At 63.9% G+C, this 17,604-nt stretch carries 22 protein-coding genes; 5 read left to right on the top strand and 17 right to left on the bottom strand.

Annotated elements, in window-relative coordinates; all coding sequences use genetic code 11:
• Positions 1–95: 95 nt before the first annotated feature.
• The 6 genes from CSC74_RS15485 to CSC74_RS15510 form a co-directional block, all read right to left on the bottom strand.
• The gene (locus tag CSC74_RS15485; protein ID WP_162315398.1) at positions 96–554 is read right to left on the bottom strand and encodes a hypothetical protein; all 459 of its coding nucleotides are present in this window, start codon (positions 552–554) and stop codon (positions 96–98) included.
• 65 nt (positions 555–619) lie between these two features.
• Positions 620–1,384 (bottom strand): TonB family protein, encoded by a 765-nt coding sequence (locus CSC74_RS15490; RefSeq protein ID WP_162315399.1) that lies wholly within the window; start codon positions 1,382–1,384, stop codon positions 620–622.
• A gap of 55 nt (positions 1,385–1,439) precedes the next feature.
• Positions 1,440–2,165, bottom strand: coding sequence for an HAD family hydrolase (locus CSC74_RS15495; RefSeq protein WP_162315400.1), 726 nt, complete (start codon positions 2,163–2,165; stop codon positions 1,440–1,442).
• 95 nt (positions 2,166–2,260) lie between these two features.
• Complete coding sequence (locus CSC74_RS17680; protein WP_162315401.1) at positions 2,261–2,536, bottom strand: hypothetical protein; 276 nt, start codon at positions 2,534–2,536, stop codon at positions 2,261–2,263.
• Positions 2,537–2,713: 177 nt separating this feature from the next.
• Positions 2,714–3,133 (bottom strand): EF-hand domain-containing protein, encoded by a 420-nt coding sequence (locus CSC74_RS15505; RefSeq protein WP_162315402.1) that lies wholly within the window; start codon positions 3,131–3,133, stop codon positions 2,714–2,716.
• Between the two features lie 211 nt (positions 3,134–3,344).
• Positions 3,345–3,725, bottom strand: a complete 381-nt coding sequence (locus tag CSC74_RS15510; protein ID WP_162315403.1) for a cation diffusion facilitator family transporter — start codon at positions 3,723–3,725, stop codon at positions 3,345–3,347.
• Positions 3,726–3,907: 182 nt separating this feature from the next.
• On the opposite strand from CSC74_RS15510, the gene CSC74_RS15515 reads away from it, so the two are divergent.
• Positions 3,908–4,558, top strand: coding sequence for a Rossmann-fold NAD(P)-binding domain-containing protein (locus CSC74_RS15515; protein ID WP_162315404.1), 651 nt, complete (start codon positions 3,908–3,910; stop codon positions 4,556–4,558).
• Between the two features lie 87 nt (positions 4,559–4,645).
• On the opposite strand, the gene CSC74_RS15520 is transcribed toward CSC74_RS15515, so the two are convergent.
• Positions 4,646–4,834 carry a CPXCG motif-containing cysteine-rich protein gene (locus CSC74_RS15520; RefSeq protein WP_162315405.1) on the bottom strand — a complete coding sequence of 63 codons (189 nt, stop codon included), beginning with the start codon at positions 4,832–4,834 and terminating at the stop codon, positions 4,646–4,648.
• 129 nt (positions 4,835–4,963) lie between these two features.
• Between CSC74_RS15520 and CSC74_RS15525 the strand changes: the two genes are divergently transcribed.
• A complete protein-coding gene (locus CSC74_RS15525; protein ID WP_162315406.1) occupies positions 4,964–5,461 on the top strand; it encodes a hypothetical protein in 498 nt (165 codons plus the stop codon).
• Positions 5,462–5,581: 120 nt separating this feature from the next.
• Here the strand turns inward: CSC74_RS15525 and CSC74_RS15530 are convergent, their stop codons facing one another.
• Positions 5,582–6,094 carry a CcdC protein domain-containing protein gene (locus CSC74_RS15530; RefSeq protein WP_162315407.1) on the bottom strand — a complete coding sequence of 171 codons (513 nt, stop codon included), beginning with the start codon at positions 6,092–6,094 and terminating at the stop codon, positions 5,582–5,584.
• Positions 6,095–6,255: 161 nt separating this feature from the next.
• Between CSC74_RS15530 and CSC74_RS15535 the strand changes: the two genes are divergently transcribed.
• Positions 6,256–7,401, top strand: a complete 1,146-nt coding sequence (locus CSC74_RS15535; protein ID WP_162315408.1) for a PQQ-dependent sugar dehydrogenase — start codon at positions 6,256–6,258, stop codon at positions 7,399–7,401.
• A 60-nt stretch (positions 7,402–7,461) separates the two neighbouring features.
• Here the strand turns inward: CSC74_RS15535 and CSC74_RS15540 are convergent, their stop codons facing one another.
• Together CSC74_RS15540 and CSC74_RS15545 are read right to left on the bottom strand one after the other, a co-directional pair.
• Positions 7,462–8,280, bottom strand: coding sequence for a lytic transglycosylase domain-containing protein (locus tag CSC74_RS15540; protein ID WP_162315409.1), 819 nt, complete (start codon positions 8,278–8,280; stop codon positions 7,462–7,464).
• Positions 8,281–8,366: 86 nt separating this feature from the next.
• Positions 8,367–8,957, bottom strand: a complete 591-nt coding sequence (locus CSC74_RS15545) for a hypothetical protein (RefSeq protein WP_162315410.1) — start codon at positions 8,955–8,957, stop codon at positions 8,367–8,369.
• A 281-nt stretch (positions 8,958–9,238) separates the two neighbouring features.
• Here CSC74_RS15545 and CSC74_RS15550 point away from each other — a divergent pair, with 281 nt between their 5' ends.
• Positions 9,239–9,703 (top strand): hypothetical protein, encoded by a 465-nt coding sequence (locus tag CSC74_RS15550; RefSeq protein ID WP_162315411.1) that lies wholly within the window; start codon positions 9,239–9,241, stop codon positions 9,701–9,703.
• Between the two features lie 24 nt (positions 9,704–9,727).
• On the opposite strand, the gene CSC74_RS15555 is transcribed toward CSC74_RS15550, so the two are convergent.
• Positions 9,728–11,296, bottom strand: a complete 1,569-nt coding sequence (locus tag CSC74_RS15555) for a carboxylesterase/lipase family protein (protein WP_162315412.1) — start codon at positions 11,294–11,296, stop codon at positions 9,728–9,730.
• Positions 11,297–11,617: 321 nt separating this feature from the next.
• Between CSC74_RS15555 and CSC74_RS15560 the strand changes: the two genes are divergently transcribed.
• Entirely contained in the window at positions 11,618–12,658 is a 1,041-nt protein-coding gene (locus CSC74_RS15560; RefSeq protein ID WP_162315413.1) for an oxidoreductase, read from the top strand.
• Between the two features lie 135 nt (positions 12,659–12,793).
• Here the strand turns inward: CSC74_RS15560 and CSC74_RS15565 are convergent, their stop codons facing one another.
• The 6 genes from CSC74_RS15565 to CSC74_RS15590 all read right to left on the bottom strand — a co-directional run bounded on the left by CSC74_RS15565 (position 12,794) and on the right by CSC74_RS15590 (position 17,496).
• A complete protein-coding gene (locus tag CSC74_RS15565) occupies positions 12,794–13,081 on the bottom strand; it encodes a DUF3247 family protein (protein WP_162315414.1) in 288 nt (95 codons plus the stop codon).
• A gap of 177 nt (positions 13,082–13,258) precedes the next feature.
• Complete coding sequence (locus tag CSC74_RS15570; RefSeq protein WP_162315415.1) at positions 13,259–14,026, bottom strand: LytR/AlgR family response regulator transcription factor; 768 nt, start codon at positions 14,024–14,026, stop codon at positions 13,259–13,261.
• Positions 14,019–15,284, bottom strand: coding sequence for a sensor histidine kinase (locus tag CSC74_RS15575; protein ID WP_162315416.1), 1,266 nt, complete (start codon positions 15,282–15,284; stop codon positions 14,019–14,021). Before CSC74_RS15575 ends, CSC74_RS15570 begins: the two co-directional genes overlap by 8 nt.
• A gap of 276 nt (positions 15,285–15,560) precedes the next feature.
• Complete coding sequence (locus CSC74_RS15580) at positions 15,561–15,956, bottom strand: DUF1801 domain-containing protein (protein WP_162315417.1); 396 nt, start codon at positions 15,954–15,956, stop codon at positions 15,561–15,563.
• Positions 15,957–16,087: 131 nt separating this feature from the next.
• Entirely contained in the window at positions 16,088–16,531 is a 444-nt protein-coding gene (locus CSC74_RS15585; RefSeq protein WP_162315418.1) for a GNAT family N-acetyltransferase, read from the bottom strand.
• 551 nt (positions 16,532–17,082) lie between these two features.
• Positions 17,083–17,496 carry a DUF4279 domain-containing protein gene (locus CSC74_RS15590; RefSeq protein WP_162315419.1) on the bottom strand — a complete coding sequence of 138 codons (414 nt, stop codon included), beginning with the start codon at positions 17,494–17,496 and terminating at the stop codon, positions 17,083–17,085.
• Between the last annotated feature and the right edge of the window lie 108 nt (positions 17,497–17,604).

Below are 17,604 nucleotides of genomic sequence, written 5' to 3' on the forward strand. Positions count from 1 at the left end.
TTCGCCGGCATATTCAGAAGAAACTTTTCATTTCGATCAATCCGCCGCGGACGGACAGACTGAGGGGCAGATGCGCCGGGTCGGCGATCTTCCGCTTATTTCTTCAACGGACGCGCCCAGCGCGAATAGGTCGCCTCGATGTCCTTGCGCAGCTCGCGGTATTGCGCGGAACCCGGCTTGGCCTGCAGGCGCCTGGCTACGCCCGCCCAGCCTTCGGCATGCTCGCGCGACCATTCGCGCACCACCGCGCGGCAGGGCTGTCCCACGACCTGGGCCAGCGCGCAGGCCATCAGGATGTCGCCCGCCTCCCATGTCGGCTGCTGCAGCATCGCTTCGACATAATCGCGCGGCACCGAGTAGTAGCGCGCCATTTCATCGGCGAAGCTTTGCGGGTAACGCGCGGCATAGACGTTGATGTCGGCCAGTTGCCTATCGATCCAGGCATCGCCGCTGCGCGGCAGGTATTGCGCTTCCGCCGGTTGCGCCATCGCCCCGGCGCTGGACGACAGCGTCAGGAAGGCGATCAGCAGGGAGGAGCGGAAAGAACGGGGCATGCGGCGATTGTGCCGCAGCCTGCGGCTGGTGTCAGTCCGCAGGCGATCAATCCCGCGGGCCGGGTTCAAATGCCAGGAGCGACGGGCCCTTTCCTGATCTTCACCGCGCTGTCGAGCGCGACCGCCTCATCCATCGACATGGCCGGCTGTCCGGCGGCGTGGCGGGCCTCGTTCCGCTTCTCGCACCACAGGCTGCCTCCCATGCAAAACAGGATCGGGGCGCTGACCCGGGAAACCAGCGGCTTGCCCGCCACCTGCTCAGGCTCGAAGGACCAGGACTGCACGGCTTTCAGGCTGGCTTTCTCGAAATCCTGGCGTATCCATTTGTTCTGCGAATCGCCCTCGTACTGGAGCACGCGGGCGGACACGACCTTGCCTTGTTGATCGACATCCAGCTGCAGGCGCAGTTCGGCGGAATAACCGCGCATCGCCGGCGTGGTCGGATAGCCCGGGGCCGGCATGGAATTGAATCCCACCCCGGTGTGCGCCTGCAGGATGGCCACTTCCATGCCGCCCTGAGGGTTCTTTTCCACCTCTATGTTGAGGTTGAGCCGGGTCTTGGTGATCGCCGGCACTCCATCCAGCTTGCCGGGCTCGAACTCCCAGGTGCGGATGATCTTTTCCAGGTGCTCGGTCAGCACCTTGCCCCTGGCTTTCTGGTCGGGCCATTCGACCGAGGTCAGTTCGCCGGTAGCGTCGAGGGTAATGCTTGCCCGCAACCACGCCTGCATCGGCTCGTCGGCCGCGGCCGCGCAAGCCGCACCGCCGAGGGCCAGCAGGCCCATCGCGAGCGAAAGCCTGATCGGCACGCTTCCTGTCGACATGTTCATGCGTTGCCCCCTCGGTGTTTCCGCAATCATACCTGCGGACCGCTGGGCGCGAAGATCAAGCGGAACTCAGCGATTGCAGCCGCGCCAGAGCGCCCGGCAACTCCGGCGCCGAGTGGACCTGGAGCATCCTGCCGTTGCCTTCGGCCAGGGTGTGTTCGGCCTCGTGCGCCCAGGTGATGTGGTAAGGCATGTGGATGCCCCAGCCGCCGAGTTCGATCACCGGCTCGATGTCCGAACGCAACGAATTGCCGATCATGGCGAAGCGGCCGGCGGGAACGTCCAGTTCGCGCAGCACGCGCGCGTAGGTGGCCGGGTCCTTTTCCGAAACCACCTCGATGCGCCGGAACAGGTCGGCCAGGCCGGAACGTTCGATCTTGGATTCCTGGTGGAACAGGTCGCCCTTGGTGATCAGGACGATTTCATGCCCGCTGGCGATGGATTCCACCGCGGCACGGATGCCGTCGATCAGCTCCACCGGATGCTGCAGGGTGGCCCGGCCGATCTCGATCACCCGGTGGATGTCGCGTGCGCTGATCCGCTCCCCGGTCAACTGCACCGCCGATTCGATCATCGACAGGGTCATGCCCTTGGCGCCATAGCCGAACACGCGCAGGTTGCGGCGCTCCACTTCCAGCAGGTGGTCGAGGCTGCGCGCGTCGGTCAGGTCGATGTACTGGCCGACGATGCTTTCGAATTCCAGCTCCGCCGCGCGGTAGTAATCCTCGCTTTTCCACAGCGTGTCGTCGCCATCGAAGCCGACCCACTCGATTGCCTGCGCCATCCGCTACTCCCATGGTCCGGCGTGCAGGATAACAGCGGCGCGCATGGCGAAGGGCGGCCGATCGGCCGCCCCTCGCAAGCTTCGCACCCGATCGATCAGCCGCCGGATGGAGGCGCGTCGCTATCGGCCGGCGCGGGCGTGGTCGCCGGATCATCGGCCGGCGGCGCCTCCGGATTCTGCTCGGTCGGTGCGGGTGGCGGCGTATCCGCAGGCGGCGGTGTTTCAACCGGCTGCGGAGCGGTGTCGGTTGCTACCGGCGGTTCTTCGACCGGCTTGTTGCAACCGGCAAGCATTGCGGCGCCCGACAATGACAACGCCAGCAGTGCGGCGCGCAACGGGGCTCCGATGGGATTGGAATTTTCGGTTTTCATGGATTCCTCCAGTTTCGGGAAGCCGGCCAGGGAACCGCATGCTCCTTGCCCGGAATGGGAAAGGGCGGCTTGCGCCGCCCTTTCCCGGGGTCCGGTGCTAGGGCACCGGTTGAAGCGACTTACGATCGACTGCGTGCATCGATTACCGGGTTACCTGTCGATTGATTACCTGCTCGATTACTTCTCGGTCTTCGGATCGCCGTAGTTCTTGCTGACGAAGGCCTTGTACTCCTCCGGGGTCAACTTGCCGTCGGTGTCGGCGTCGGCCTGGTCGAAGACCTGGGAAAGACCGGCGTTGGAAGAGGCTTCCTGCTTGCTGATGGCGCCGTCCTTGTCGGTATCGACATCGGCCCAGCCCTGCTTGGCGCCACTCGAGGCCGCACTGGTGTCCTGCTCGGTCGATTGCACCGATGCGCCGGTCGCGCTTTCGGCCGGCGGAGCGGCTTCGGTGGGCGTGGTTGCTTCGGTCGGTGTCGGCTGCTCGGTCTGCGGCGACGCGGTCTCTTCGGTCTCGCTCTGGGCGAAGGCCATCGGCATGGCCAATGCGGCGGACAGGGCGATCAGGCCGATCAGGGGCTTGCGGTTGCGGTTGTTCATCGTCGTTGCTCCATGGATGAGGTGGTGCGTACTGAACGTACGGCCGAACCATGCAGCACTGCGACTGAATCGACGATGGTGCGGAATCCGCGCGTGCACGTTGCCTTAACCACAACGCTCGAAAAAAAGATTACCCGCTTCGTTACGCGTATGTGACCACCGGGTAATGGTTGCGTTGCATGCGTGATGCAGTCGCCAATTCAACATCGAATCAATCGGATTCCGTAATGTTTTGTTTACGTAATCCACCGCTGAATAATTTCCAACCAAGCAGTACACCGAGACCCGCGCCGATGATTTCGCAGACCACGCGCGTGCCCAGCGAGTCCGCATCGTGGATTCCCTGCAGCGCCAGCCGTGCGTATACCGGCGATTCCAGTCTCACCATCCCAAGGTAGAACAAGTTCCAGGCATCGATCCCGGCCGAAGCCACCGCGGCGACGACGAAACCCCACCCCAGGGCATGGCCGACCGAGCCGTGCAGCTTGCGTACGGCCCATTGCAGCAAGCCGTAGCCAAGTATCCCCACCAGCAGAGCGATCAGGCCGGCTTCAAGCGCGCCAAGGAAGCCGAAGTGCAGGGGCAGGTTCATTCGACGCCTCGATCCATTGGCCAATACGCGCGCGGCCGCGATGTCAGCCGCGGATAATCATGGGTTTCCAGACATTCCTCCCGAGCCGCCAGCATGCGGCGCCCTGCGGCGGTCACTCTAACGCATGCGCATGCGGCAGAATCGAAACCGGCTATCCCGCCCCTTTGCGCAGGAACGGAACCATGACGAGGATATTGCTGGCCGGCGCCAGTGGGATGGTGGGCCGCGAGGTATTGCGGCAGGCGCTGGCGGATCCGCGGATCGGCGAAATCGTGGCCCCTGCGCGACGGCCATTGGCGGCCCATCCGAAATTACGCGACGTGCGGGTGGACTTCGATGCCCTGCCCGCCGATGCGCCCTGGTGGAAGGTGGATGCGGTGATCTGCACCCTGGGCACGACGATCCGCGACGCCGGTTCGCGGGCCGCGTTCCGCAAGGTCGATCTCGACTATCCGCTGGCGGTGGCGCGACAGGCGCTGGCCCATGGCGCCGCGACCTTCGTGCTGACTTCCGCGAGCGGGGCCGATGCGGACTCGCGGATCTTCTATTCGCGGACCAAGGGCGAACTGGAACGCGACTTGCGCACGCTCGGCTACCGTTCGCTATGCCTGGTGCGGCCCGGCCTGCTCGGCGGCGAGCGCGACCGGCGCCGGCCGATCGAGCACGCCGGCATGCGACTGCTGGGCGCGATCGGCCCGCTGTTGCCGCGCCGCTATCGCGTGGTGCCCGCCGAACGGGTCGCCGCCACCTTGCTGCGCATGGCGCTGGACGCCGAGCCAGGTGTGCGCATCATTGAATCAGAAGAAATCGGAAGTGCCAGCGCGAGCCAGTAGCCAATACCCGGGAGACGAGAAGACGAACACCCCACCTCTCGTTACTCGTTACTCGTTACTCGTTCCTCGTTCCTCACTCCTCACTCCTCAAACATCACCCTCCCCCCAGGCCCGCACAACGATGGCTCCATCATCATCCACCGCCACCGCGATATTGATCGGCCTGCAACAGACATGGCAATCCTCGATGTACTGCTGCTGGTCCACCGAATCGTCGATGACGAGATCGATGGTTTCGCCGCAATAGGGGCACTGGATCGATTCGAGGGGCAGCATGGCGATATCCGTACGGAGACAGTGTTTGCGGGGGCCGCCAGTCTGCTCCTTTTTCCGGCCCCGTTTCCTCACGCATGGATAACCCGGACGGCAGTAAATGGTGCGCAGGTGCCCACCGGAGTCGCAACCATGCGCACACGCCACGTATTCAGCGTTCCCGACCTGGCCACGGCCCAAGGTGTCCTCGCTGCCGCTCGCGCAGCCGGCCTGGACAACGGCAATCTTTCGCTCATCGCCCGCGCGGATATCGAACTCGGTTCCATCGACGACGAGTTCAAGGATGTGGCCACCGATTTCATGCCGGCCGCCTTGCGTGGTGCGGCCATCGGTGGCGGCGCCGGCTTGCTCACGGGCCTGGCGGCGCTCGCCTTCCCGTCGCTCGGGGTCACCCTTGCCGGGGTCGTACTGCTCACCGTCGGCGGTGCGGCGATCGGCACCTGGATCTCATCGCTGGTCGGATCCACGGTGGAAGATCCGGTGCGGCGCAAGTTCGAAGGCGAGATCGCCGCCGGACGCATCCTGCTGGTGATCGATGCGGAAGACCCGCAACTTCCCGCGGCCGAGGCCGCGATACTGGCCGCGGGCGCCACCACCCTGCCCTACGAAACAGCCACCGCTCTGACTTGAGCGGAAAGGCGCTTCGCGGATTACCGGCAAGGATCGTCACCGCCGTAGGAGCGTCCATGGGCGCGGGCTCTTCTTTCGGATCTCCGATACGTGAAGGAGAGCTCGCGCCCATGGGCGCTCCTACAAGGTTCGCGGATGCGCGAGTTGGCGCATGCGCAGCAGCAGGCCGATGCTGTAGACCAGCGAATACGCGATCAGCGTGGCGGCGATGCCCATGGTCAGCGGGCTGACCTGTTGCGCGGCCTGCGCGGATCCGCCCGAAAACGTGCCCAGGCTCCAGCGCCACGCCAGCCGTCCCAGCAGCAACAGGGTCAGGCCGCCGCCGATCCACGGATTGGGCGTGTAGTAACGCCGGCCGTCGATCAGCTGCGCATGCGTGTGCTTGAGCGCGAGCATTCCCAGCGCAGTGCCCGCTGCCGCGCCCACGCCAATGCCCAGGCCGACATGGGGCAGGAAAACCGCCGCGCTGGCCAACGCCAGAGCTACCACCGACACCAGCACCAGGCGCGCGATCGCGCGCCCGGGTTGCCAGGTCTGGCGGCCGAAGCTGCGACGGATCCGGCGGTAATAAAGCCAGCCGATGCCGGCTGTGGCCAGGTAGGGAGTCAGTGCGGGCAGGGCGGCGACAGGCATGATGCGGTCTCGTATCGATGGCGCGGGCAGAGTATGCCCTTCGCGTCGCCGATCTAGGTGCCAGAGGTCACTCGTTCACGAAGGTATCGATCGTGTCGCGGGCGCAACCTATTTTTTACCGCCTTCGTGCCATAACCTGCCCATCACTTCTGGAGCCGACCATGATCCGCAATATCCTGACCACCGCCTGTGCCGCTGCATTGCTTGTTGTTTCCGCATCGGCCTGCAGCGCACAGGAGAAGTCGAAACCTCCCTTCCGCATCGTCGAAGCCGGCCAGTTCAAGGAGCCGTGGGCGATGACCTTCCTGCCGGATGGCCGCCTGCTGGTCAGCGAGAAGAAAGGCGCGTTGAAACTGGTCGCTCTTGGAGCGACCCCTGCCGACAACCGGATTGGCGATATCAGCGGCATCCCGGCAGTGGCCTACGGCGGACAAGGCGGCTTCGGCGAGGTGGTGCTGCATCCGCATTTCGCGGACAACGGCTGGATCTACCTGGGTTATGCGGAAGCCGGCGAAGGCGATACCAGTGGCGGTGTCGTGGCGCGGGCGAAACTTGCCCTGGATGCCAAGGGCGGCGGCGCGCTGTCGGATCTTCAGGTGATCTGGCGCCAGGTGCCCAAAGTCACCGGACACGGTCATTACGGCCATCGCATCGCCTTCGGACCCGATGGCAAGTTGTGGATCACTTCCAGCGAACGGCAGAAATTCGATCCCGCCCAGGACATGCAATCCAACCTGGGCAAGATCATCCGCCTCAACGACGACGGCAGCGTGCCGGCCGACAATCCGTTCGCGAAACAGGGCGGCATCGCCGCGCAGGTCTGGAGCCTGGGCCATCGCAACGCGCTCGGGCTGGCCTTCGACGCGCAGGGACGCCTATGGGAGCAGGAGATGGGTCCGAAAGGCGGCGATGAGCTCAACCTGATCGAACGCGGCAGGAACTACGGCTACCCCATCGTCTCCAACGGCGACCATTACGATGGCAGGGTGATCCCGGACCACGACACCCGTCCGGAATTCGCCGCGCCGAAAGTCAGCTGGAACCCGGTGATTTCCCCGGCCGGATTGATGATCTATTCCGGCGACCGGTTCCCGCAATGGAAAGGCGACGCCTTCATCGGCGGCCTGTCGTCGAAGTCGCTGGTGCGCATCGAGTTCGACGGCACCACGGCGCGCGAAGCGGCGCGCTACGACATGGGCCAGCGCATCCGCGAGGTGGAACAGGGGCCGGACGGAAGCCTGTGGCTGCTGGAGGACGAGGACGATGGCTCGGGCGGCAGGTTGTTGAAGTTGATTCCCGAAGCTTGATCCCGCGTCCCTCTCTCCGCTCGTGGGGAGAGGGACGCGATCCAGGACCCATACCATCAATTACTTCTTCATCGCAGCCGCTTTTGTTTCCACCGATGTCGAATCCGCCGGTCTCAACGGCGCCGTGCCCAGCGCCTGCTGGTAGCGCTGGTGCAAGGCCCGCACCTTTTCCACGTAGGCCTGGGTTTCCGCATACGGCGGCACCCCTTTGTAGCGGGTGACCGCGCCGATACCGGCGTTGTAGGCCGCCGCCACCAGGACCAGGTCGTTGTGGTAGCGCTTGAACAGGCTCTTCAGATGCTTCGCCCCGGCGTTGATCGATTCGACGGAGGAATACGGATCCACCACGCCGTATTGCCTGGACACGTCGGGCATCAACTGCATCACCCCTTGCGCACCCTTGGGCGACAGCGCCCTGGCATCGAAGCCGCTTTCCGCATGCGCTATCGAACGCAACCAGGCGTCCTCCACGCCCGTGACCCTGGCCGCGCTCCGGAACTGCTTCGCATACATATCCAGGCGCGGCTTGCCGACCTTGCCCAGGCCCGGATGCGCGGGTTCGCCCGGCGGCGTCGCCACGGTGAACTTCAGGTACACGGTGGAACCCGGCAACTTGCGCGTGCCATAGACCAGCTGCCCTTCCTGTTCGCGCTGGTACAGGGTGCCGCTGAACACGCCCATCGATCCCCACAGGTTGGGGACGTTGGCCGCGTTGTCGTCGATCTTCTTCGCCTCGCACTTCGACCCCGGCTCCGGCGCGGTCGACAGGCTGACGGTGCCGTTGCGCACGCAGCGATAGACCGTGCGCGCTTCCACCGGCAGGCAGGCCAGCAACAGCATGGCGGTCGGCAGGGCCAGCAGCGATCGGGGCGAAAACATGCGCGGATCGTAAACGTTCGCGGGCCAACCGGCGCATAACCGGCCAGCGCACGCATGATCCGGGCGCGGACACCCGGCCCGCCGCCTCAGTTCGAAGCGCCCGCCTGGATGGCCACGACCTTGACCTCGAATTCGCTGCAATCGGCGCTGCCGCGCTTGCAGACGCCGTTGATCCAGGTTTCTCCGTTGCCGAACATCACGCCCTGGCCGCTGATCATGAGCCCGGAGTACTTCTGCGCCTCGATCGCTCCGGCGATGGCAGGCGTGATGATCTTGTCGTAGTCGCGCACGAAAGCCGCCGGATCCCCGATCGTGGTCTTGCTGCCATCGATGTCGACCTTGATCGGGTAATCGACCAGCGCTGCGACCGCGGCCTTGTCGCCGTCGGCGACCGCCTTCTGGTAGGCCTGGATCACCGCCTGGTATCTGGCATGGTCGCCCAGCACCCTGTCGATGGAGGCGTTGACGGCCGTGTCGTCATCGGGAGCTGGCGCGACGATGGAACCGTTCGTGGCGTCGGGGGCAGGATTCGCGGCGATCGGAATCGACTCTGGCGCGGAAACCGCCTGGTCGCCTGCCCCGCTCGCGGGCACGCTCGCGGCAGGCGTATCGGCTGGCTTGCCGCAGCCGCAGAGCAGGAGCATGGCCAGCAGGAGGCCGAGGGGAGTTCTGTTCATTGGAATGCCTTGTCGGGTGAAGGGAAATACATGACCTTGTTTCCTGTCTCGCCCGGCCCGGCCCGGCGCAAGCCAACGATGGTAGTCCGGTCATGCTGCCCCTGGATCGCTTCCGATCATGGCTTTCCGCCGACCGCGACAGCTTCCTCCCGACACCTGTTGTTGCAGAGCGACTTGCCCGGCCGGAATCCGGATAGCGGACCGGGTGATATCGGCAAGGCAAGCCTGCTAAGCTTCATCCAGGTGAAGGAAATGTTACGACCGTAAGGAGAGAGCTACTGATGGGCATCAAGCTCAAAGCCGGCTCTATGGAGTTGGAAGTCGCATACATCGAATGGCTGCGCGAGCAGGGCTACAACCCGGCCGAGGGCATCGATTCGTTTTTCGACGAATCCGAATTCGTGCATGCGCAGTTGCCGATGATCCATGAAAGCGAGCAGGCGCAGCTGCTCGAAGAGGCTCGCCTGCACCTCAAGCGCCGTAGCGCGGATCCGCAGTTCACCGCGCAATTCCCGATCGTTTACCACTGCAGCCACGAAAGCGGCCGCGACCTGCGCTACACGGTCACGCTGGCGATTTCCGACCAGGGCGCCGAATGGGTGGGCCGGATCTGGAGCGGCAGCGAGTACCTCGGCGAGATCGTAGGCACCGGCAGCGGCCCGCATGTCAATTACATCGAACTGGCGCGCATGCACATCGAATCGCAGATCGTACGACCGGACGCGATAGTCCGCCAGGGAACCTGATCGCCGCCGCAGGCGCCGCCCGGATCAGTTCCGCGCCTTCCTCAACGCATCGGCGACCTTGGTGGTGACCATGAACGCGTTCAATCGCGCATTCATGAAATCCTTCCTCGCCACCACCCGCTCCCCGAACTCCAGCAACTGCGCCTTGCGCGCGCTGTCCCGCTCCCATGCGGGCGCGCCGGACACGCCGGGATCGCCGGACCGGGCGAAGGCATACCAGTAATCCCCGACCTGCCGCGCGAAGTCGCGGTCGGCGATGGTGAAGGGCGCGAGCAGGCAACCGCAATCGTCGCGGGTGTCCATGACGAAGGGAATCTCGCCGCCATGGCCCACGCCCGGCACCTTGCCTTGCAGGCCCTGCTGCACGTGGCTGAAGTAGTAACGCCAGACCGGGGCGGACCTGGAATGCAGATAGGCGATCTGCCGCGCATAGGCGGTGAACACCAGGTCGCGCACGGTTTCGCGGCCGAGCTGCGCATCGTCGTCGACCCCGGGATACAAGGTCTTCAACAGGAATTTTCCGGCCCGCAATTTCTCCACCAGTTTCGCCGGGTCCACGCCGAAGGCCGCGGCCACGGTGGCTTCGTCGCTGTTGCTGCCGACGATCAGCGGCAGCTGCGCCTGCTTGCGCTTGCGGAACGTGTCGAGGATCGGCTGCGGCAAGGCCGCATCGCCGACGATGAAACCCGGCGCCAGCGTCGGGCCCTTGTCGCCCAGGCCGAAGAAACGTTCCGCCGGCACCGCGCGCAGCTGCGCCGCCGTCGCACCGGCTCCGTCCAGGCCCACGGCACTGGCGACCTGCACGCTGACCTCTCGCGCCCGCGAGCGGCTATGGCTGGGAATGGCATACGGGCTTTGCGCGATTCCCCGGTTGAACAACCCCCTCGCCCGTGGCGAGGCGTACAGCGCGAGCACGCTCTGCGCACCGGCCGATTCGCCGAACAGGGTCACGTTGCCGGGATCGCCGCCGAACGCGGCGATGTTGTCGCGCACCCATCGCAGCGCGGCGATCTGGTCGAACAGGCCGTAATTGACCGGTGCGGAAGGATCATCGCCATCGATCGCCGGATGCGAGAAGAACCCGAGCGCGCCCATGCGGTAGTTGATCGTCACCACTACCGCACCGCGTCGCGCATACGCACTGCCGTCGTATAGCGCGACGTTGCCGGATCCATAGACCAGCGCGCCGCCGTGGATCCACACCATCACCGGCCGCTTGCCACCGGCATCGGCTTGCGGCGTCCACACGTTGAGGTACAGGCAATCCTCGCTCAAGGCACCAGCGGTACCACCGGCAGAAACCGGGATCCCCGGTTTCTGCATGCACGACGCGGCATAGGCATCGGCCTTGCGCGTGCCGGCCCAACCGGCAACGGCTTGCGGCTCCTTCCATCGCGACGCACCGATGGGAGGCGCGGCGAAGGGGATGCCGAGGAAAACATCGAGTCCGTCCTGCTTGCGTCCTTCGACCACACCATCACGGGTACTCGCCATAGGCACGGGAGCCTCCGGCCCGGCGGCGATGCCGCTTCCCGCGCTGGCCGACAGCAGGCATCCGGTCAGCAGCGACGCAAGCACGGAAGGAACCTTCATCGACAACCGCCTTTGCTGCAGGGTCTCGACCGCATCATGCCAGTTCCGCCGCACAGCGTGCGTCGTATGCGACATCCATCCGCACGACTATCGGGAGCGCATTGCCTGGCCCGGGGATTAGACTGCGCATGGACGAAGCGCCGTTCCCGCGAAGAGCCTGCCCTCGAATGCTGTCGTCGGGGTGGGGACCCAGCGACTTCGCCTCTATCGCAAAGGCACTGGATCCCCGCTTTCGCGGGAATGACGAGATAAAGCGAGACCCGCCTCGATCGGCGAGGTATCGAACCCGGACGCAATGACCCTCACGATTGGAGCCGGACAATGCAACCCCATCTCAATGTGGCCCTGGTCGGCTACGGTTTCGTCGGCAAGGTGTTCCATGCGCCGCTGATCGAGAACACGCCGGGCCTGCGCCTGCATGCCGTGGTCTCGAGCGATGCGCGCAAGGTGCTGGCCGATCATCCCGGCATGCGGGTGGTCGCCGAGCCTGAAGCCGCATTCGCCGACCCGGAGATCGACCTGGTGGTCATCGCCGCGCCCAATCCGGTGCATGCCGCCCTGGCCAGCGCGGCGCTGGCGCACGGCAAGCATGTAGTGGTCGACAAACCCTTCACCGTGTCCGTGCACCAGGCGCAACAAGTGGTGGCCGATGCCGACCGCGCCGGCCGCATCGTCAGCGTGTTCCAGAACCGGCGCTGGGATGCCGATTTCCTCACCCTGCGCAAGCTGATCGCGGAGGGTGCGCTGGGCGAAGTCATGGAATTCCACTCGCACTTCGACCGTTACCGGCCGGTCGTGGCCGACCGCTGGCGCGAACGCGATGAGCCGGGTTCGGGGCTGTGGTACGACCTGGGTCCGCACCTGCTGGACCAGGCGCTGCAGCTGTTCGGCATGCCCGAAGCGGTGTTCGCCGACATCGCCCTGCAACGCGACGGTGCGAGTGCCGCGGACTATTTCAACGTACTGCTGCGCTATCCGAAGCTGCGCGTGGTCCTGCATGCCGGATCGCTGGTAGCGGGGCAGCCATTGCGTTTCGCGGTGCACGGCACGCGTGCCAGCTACCTGAAGCATGGCCTGGACCCGCAGGAGGATGCGCTGCGCAAGGGTGGAATTCCCGGACAGGCAGGCTGGGGGATCGATCCCCTGCCCGGCGTGTTGCGTACCGGCGCAGCCGACAGCGTGGAAACGGAAATCGTGCAGGGCGTTCCCGGCGACTATGTCCGCTATTACGCGGCGATGCGCGACGCGATCCTGCACGGCGGCCCCGCACCGGTGACGCCGCAGGAAGCCCTGCAGGTCATGGCCATGCTGGAATGGGGACTGGAAAGTTCCGCCACGCGACGCGAGGTCGTCTGCCGCTAGTGCGCACCCACCTCACGAGCTCTTGGAGCACTTGTGGGAGCGGCGTAAGCCGCGAAGGCTCTCCCGAAGCATCGATTCGCGTGGCACCGTCGGGCTTCCGTTCGCGGCTTACGCCGCTCCCACATTCCCTCCCGCTCAATCGCTGCCCATGTGGAAAATATCGCTGACCTGGTCCAGCCATACCTGATGCGAATGTCCCGACTGGTCCAGATCGTCAAGGCGCAACAATGCGTTGACCCCTTCCTGCCCCTCGGCATCGCGGAAGGTCTGGATCGTGGGTCGCGTCGTTACCAGGCCCTTCAATTTCCGGCCGTCATCCAGGGTGATCTCGACGATGGCTTCATCCGGCAGTTCGGCGATGCGCGATTCGATCAGCGCGATCTCGTCCTGGCGGGTATGCACGCGTTCGGCGATTGCGGTCATCGCTTTCTCCTTTGTGAGAAGTGAGCGGAGAGGAGTGAGAAGTGGGCGAAGGCAGGGGGCGAAGGCTACCTCACTCCTCACTCCTCTCCGCTCACTCCTCCAGAGGAACAACGGGGAGCGTAGAACGCAACCGGTAGCGGCGCGTGAAAGACCGGCCTGATGCCGGCATGCAAGAACCTACATATTCCGGAACAAGGCCATGAACGGCTGGCTGACGGTCAGCGTTTCGGGGCGCGATTTCAGCCTGACCGTGCCCTTGCCGGTGTCGTCGCGGGCGATCGAGGCGATCGCCTTGAGGTTGACGATGGTGGAGCGATGGATCTGCTTGAAGGTGGACGGATCCAGCACCTCCAGCAGTTCGCGGATCGGTTTGCGCAACAGCGACTCGCCTTCGGCGGTCATGACCACGGTGTACTTGTGGTCGGCCTGGAAGTAGGCCACGTCGTCGACCATGATCAGGCGCGTGTCCTTGCCGGCGCTGGCGGTGATCCAGACCAGCGGCTCGGCCGGTCCGGTGGGCAGGCGTTCGCCGAGCTGGCGGATCAGCGCGGCCAGCGCTTCGGCATCGCTGCCGCCCTGGGCCAGGCGCGCCTGCAAGCGCTGCACGGTGGCGGCCAGCCGTTCCGGCGCGATCGGCTTGAGCAGATAATCGACCGCGCCCTTGTCGAAGGCATCGATCGCGTACTGGTCGTAGGCGGTGACGAACACGATCTGGGTTTTGGGGCTGGCTTCGGCGACGGCTTCGGCGACTTCCAGTCCGGTCAGCCCGGGCATGCGGATGTCGAGGAACGCCACTTCCGGCCGGTGCTCGGCGATGGCTTCCAGCGCGCTGCCGCCGTCCTCGCATTCGGCGACGATCTGCAATTGCGGCCAGGCCTGCGCCAGCAGTTTCGACAGTTCGTTGCGCAGCAGTTCCTCGTCTTCGGCGATGACGCACTTAAACATGGCTGCCTTCTTCCGCCTTCGCGGGGATGTCATTCGCGGGGATGTTGATGGTCGCCGCCACGCCGCTGGGGAAATTGGCGACGATGGCGAACGAGGCCGCACCACCATAGGCCAGGCGCAGTCGTTCGCGCACGTTCTTCAGGCCGATGCCGGTGCCGCTGCTTCCGGCGTTGAAGCCCTGGCCGTCGTCGGCGACGGTGACCGCGAGCGAGTCGTCGATGGTGCGGGCGATGATCCACACCGTGCCGCCGCCGGATTTCGGTTCCAGGCCGTGCTTGATCGCGTTCTCGACCAGGGTTTGCAGCATCATCGCCGGGAACGGAATGGACTTCAGCGCCTCGGGCACTTCGATCTGCAGGTTGAGGCGGTTGCCCATGCGGATCTTCAGGATCTCGAGATAGGCGCGCGCGCGTTCCAATTCCTCGCCCAGCGTGGACAGGGAATCCTCGGTGCGCGGCAGCGAATGGCGCAGGTAGGTGATCAGGTTCCCCAGCATCTCGTCGGCGCGCGCCGGGTCGCTGCGGGTCAGGTATTGCGCGCTGGCCAGGGTGTTGTAGAGGAAGTGCGGCTCGACCTGCGCGTGCAGCAGGCTCAGCTTGGCGACGGTGAGTTCCTTCTCGGTCACGGTCTGCTGCGCGGCCGCCTGTTCGTTGCGGCGGTGCTCGGCGATGCGGCGGGTGATGGCGCGGGTGATGGCCTCGGCGTTCTCCAGGTTGGTGCCGTCGTCGACCTTGAACCAGTCGCTCCACGCGCCGCTTTCCGGTTCGCAGACCAGGGTCAGGCTGCTGATGCCGTCGCCCGGGGTCACCGTGGCCAGGATCTGGTTGCGCTTGATGTGGATCCAGTACAGCGGGTTGAAGCGTCCGGGGGTCTTGTTGCTGTAGGGGTTGATGCGGGCGACCTTGGCCCGGACCTGCAGGCTGTCGCGCGCGCTTTCGATGTCTTCCGAACGCGGCAGTTCGCGGATGGTGGCGTCGACCAGGTCGAAGGCCACGCCGGCTTCCAGCGGAATCTCGATCTGCCGGCGCTGGCGGTTGGCCAGGGTGCCCGGATTGATGTCACCGGCGATCAGGCGGATGCGGCGGATATGCGAGACCGCGCTGGCGATGACGAAGCCCAGGGTGATCAGGAACACCAGGAACACCAGGCCGTTCGGCCCCGGGCCGCCGAGGAAGCCGTTCCACAAGGTGATGAACACCAGGTACGCGAACACCCAGGCGGCGGCGATGCGGAAGACGAAGAAGAAGCTGGTTTTCACGGGAGGTTCCGGAGTGTTCGGTTGCGGTGGAGATTATCCACTCGCAGGGCATGGGTGTCGGCCGCGGCGACGAAACCCGGATCCGGGCGATGGAACCGGGGAAACCGGGATCGCCCGGCGTACAAACTCCGCAAGAAGGGCGTGGCTGAGTTGCAAGAACGGAACGGGCCGGGGTCATTCCTCGGCCTCGGGAATGACGCCGAATGCCCGAATCAAGCCGAGCCGGGAAGCAGGTTCGGCCCGGATGAATCGCCAGGCCACCGGCAGGCGATGCGTCTAAACATGCTTGATCCATTGCCGGATGATCGCAACCAGCGCGTCGCTCTTATGCGCCAGGTCGGTGGTCCCCGCAAAACCGACGGAGGCGCGGTCTGCCCCGAGCCATTTGAGTAACCCTTCCGGATCAGCGATGGCCTCTGGTGGAACAGTCCGCTTGGGTTTGGCGCCCAGATGAAGAATAAGCTGCACAGCATTCCTCGCGCGCAGGTGCATGGTGGCAAAGTGCTCCGAAGTACGAAAGCTCGGTGCGTTCCATTTGATCTCCTCCGAGATGGCCGGATCCGCACTCAGCAAGAGCTTCCTGAGCGCAGCGATCTCGCTCTTGAGCGGATGGTCAAGTGCGTCGATGAAGGACTGCACCGTGGTAGCTGGCTTGCCGCTCTTGTCGGTCATTCTGCGATTATTCCTAAACGACCTAACGCCTGAATTAAGCCGACCCGCATCGGGACGGCGACTGGATGCAAATATAGCCGAGGACTTGCAGTCAGGCGCCGCCCCGATGCGGGTTCGGCTTGAACGAATTGTTAGGTTCCGCTCGATGAAGCTGATGCAATGTAACCATTGGCAGATGCCCAGTCAGGATTTTCATACTTTGCCATTGCGCTGGTCATTGGGCGATAGCCAAGCCGCGCATAAAAGTTCTCCTTGCCAGGGACAGACTGAAGCATGACGTTGCGGGCGCCGGATATGGAAGCGAGTGCCTCAACAATAGCTTTTCCCAAACCCCTGCCTTGGCGCTCTGGATCTACGACTACGTCAAAGACTACTGTCCAATTGATCTTGTCAGTGAGTGCGCGCCCAGCGCCAATTAAGCGATTATCATCATATGCAAATAGCGCGATCTGGCTATTGCGAAACGTCTGCTCGAGTAAAGCAGCACTTCGTGCACCGAGTGGTGCGCGAATGAACAGATCTTCGAGGTGCGTCCAGTTGACTGACTCGATTGATTGAGAGATTGAAATTGTCATGAGAGTGATTTGCGGCACCTAACGTCTGAATTAAGCCGACCCGCGAAGCGGGTTCGGCTTGAATGAATTGTTAGGCGCAACCCCATCCACTATCAGCGCGCCCTAGTTCCGGTGGTAAGAACATTTTCGGTGCAGAACCACGCATATAGCGGAGTAGAGAATGGCCAGACAACCAAGTTTGCCAGCGCCCATAGTAAGCGGCGCGTCCAGTCCAGTCGCTTATTAACCAAGGCATGCACAAAGAAGAAAGCCATGTGTGCGCACATAAGGATCATTACAACGAACCACCAATAGCCAATAATCCAAGCAAGTACTGGATTGTAAGGGGTGGCGCTTTGCCCAATGGCTTTATCAATAAGGTCATCCCCAAATGCAAGGATCAAAAACCCAGCAACTGGGAGTAAAGCGATTGGTACCCAGAATGTGCTGCGTCCCATAGTTGCACCTAACGCCTGAGTTAAGCCGACCCGCATCGGGGCACCGCCTGGGTGCTAGCGTAGCGGATAAGCACCCAGGCGGTGCCCCGATGCGGGTTCGGCTTGAACGAATTGTTAGGCCGCGCCATCCGACGAACCACCGTAGCCGTATATATCGAAGTCTAAGCTTAGTCCAAGCGCGGCAGCTCTTCTTTGCAGATCAGCACTCAAGGCGAAACCCGTATTGAAGGCGCCAGAGAATAGTCCGATGAAGAACCCCGCTCTGCCGCCAGATTCTTGTATCTGATCAAAGAAGCCTTTGTGCTGAGCCAAGTCCGTCAGAGCCTTATCTAAGAACCCAGGGAGATCATCGTCCTCAGGAACGTCAAAAGAGTACGACCAGTAAGTCTCTTTATAGGCGCCAGGCAGCGGATCGCCTTTACGGGTCTTGCGCGGCTGTCCCACAGTCCAATAGTAGCGAGGATCTAGTCCTAAGCTGGACGAGAAGAACTCGGGCACCTGCACCGGATGTGTGATGCGCAGTGACACGTCATAGCTATAGCGGAGAGATTCTGTCAAAGCGGCCTAACTCTAGATAGCCCCCAAAATTGGAGCGTAGCCAGATGTTGCGGCCAAGGCCTGGGTTCGTCAACGACT

The sequence above is a fragment of the Pseudoxanthomonas yeongjuensis genome, assembly GCF_010093345.1.
Taxonomy (GTDB): Bacteria; Pseudomonadota; Gammaproteobacteria; order Xanthomonadales; family Xanthomonadaceae; genus Pseudoxanthomonas_A; species Pseudoxanthomonas_A yeongjuensis.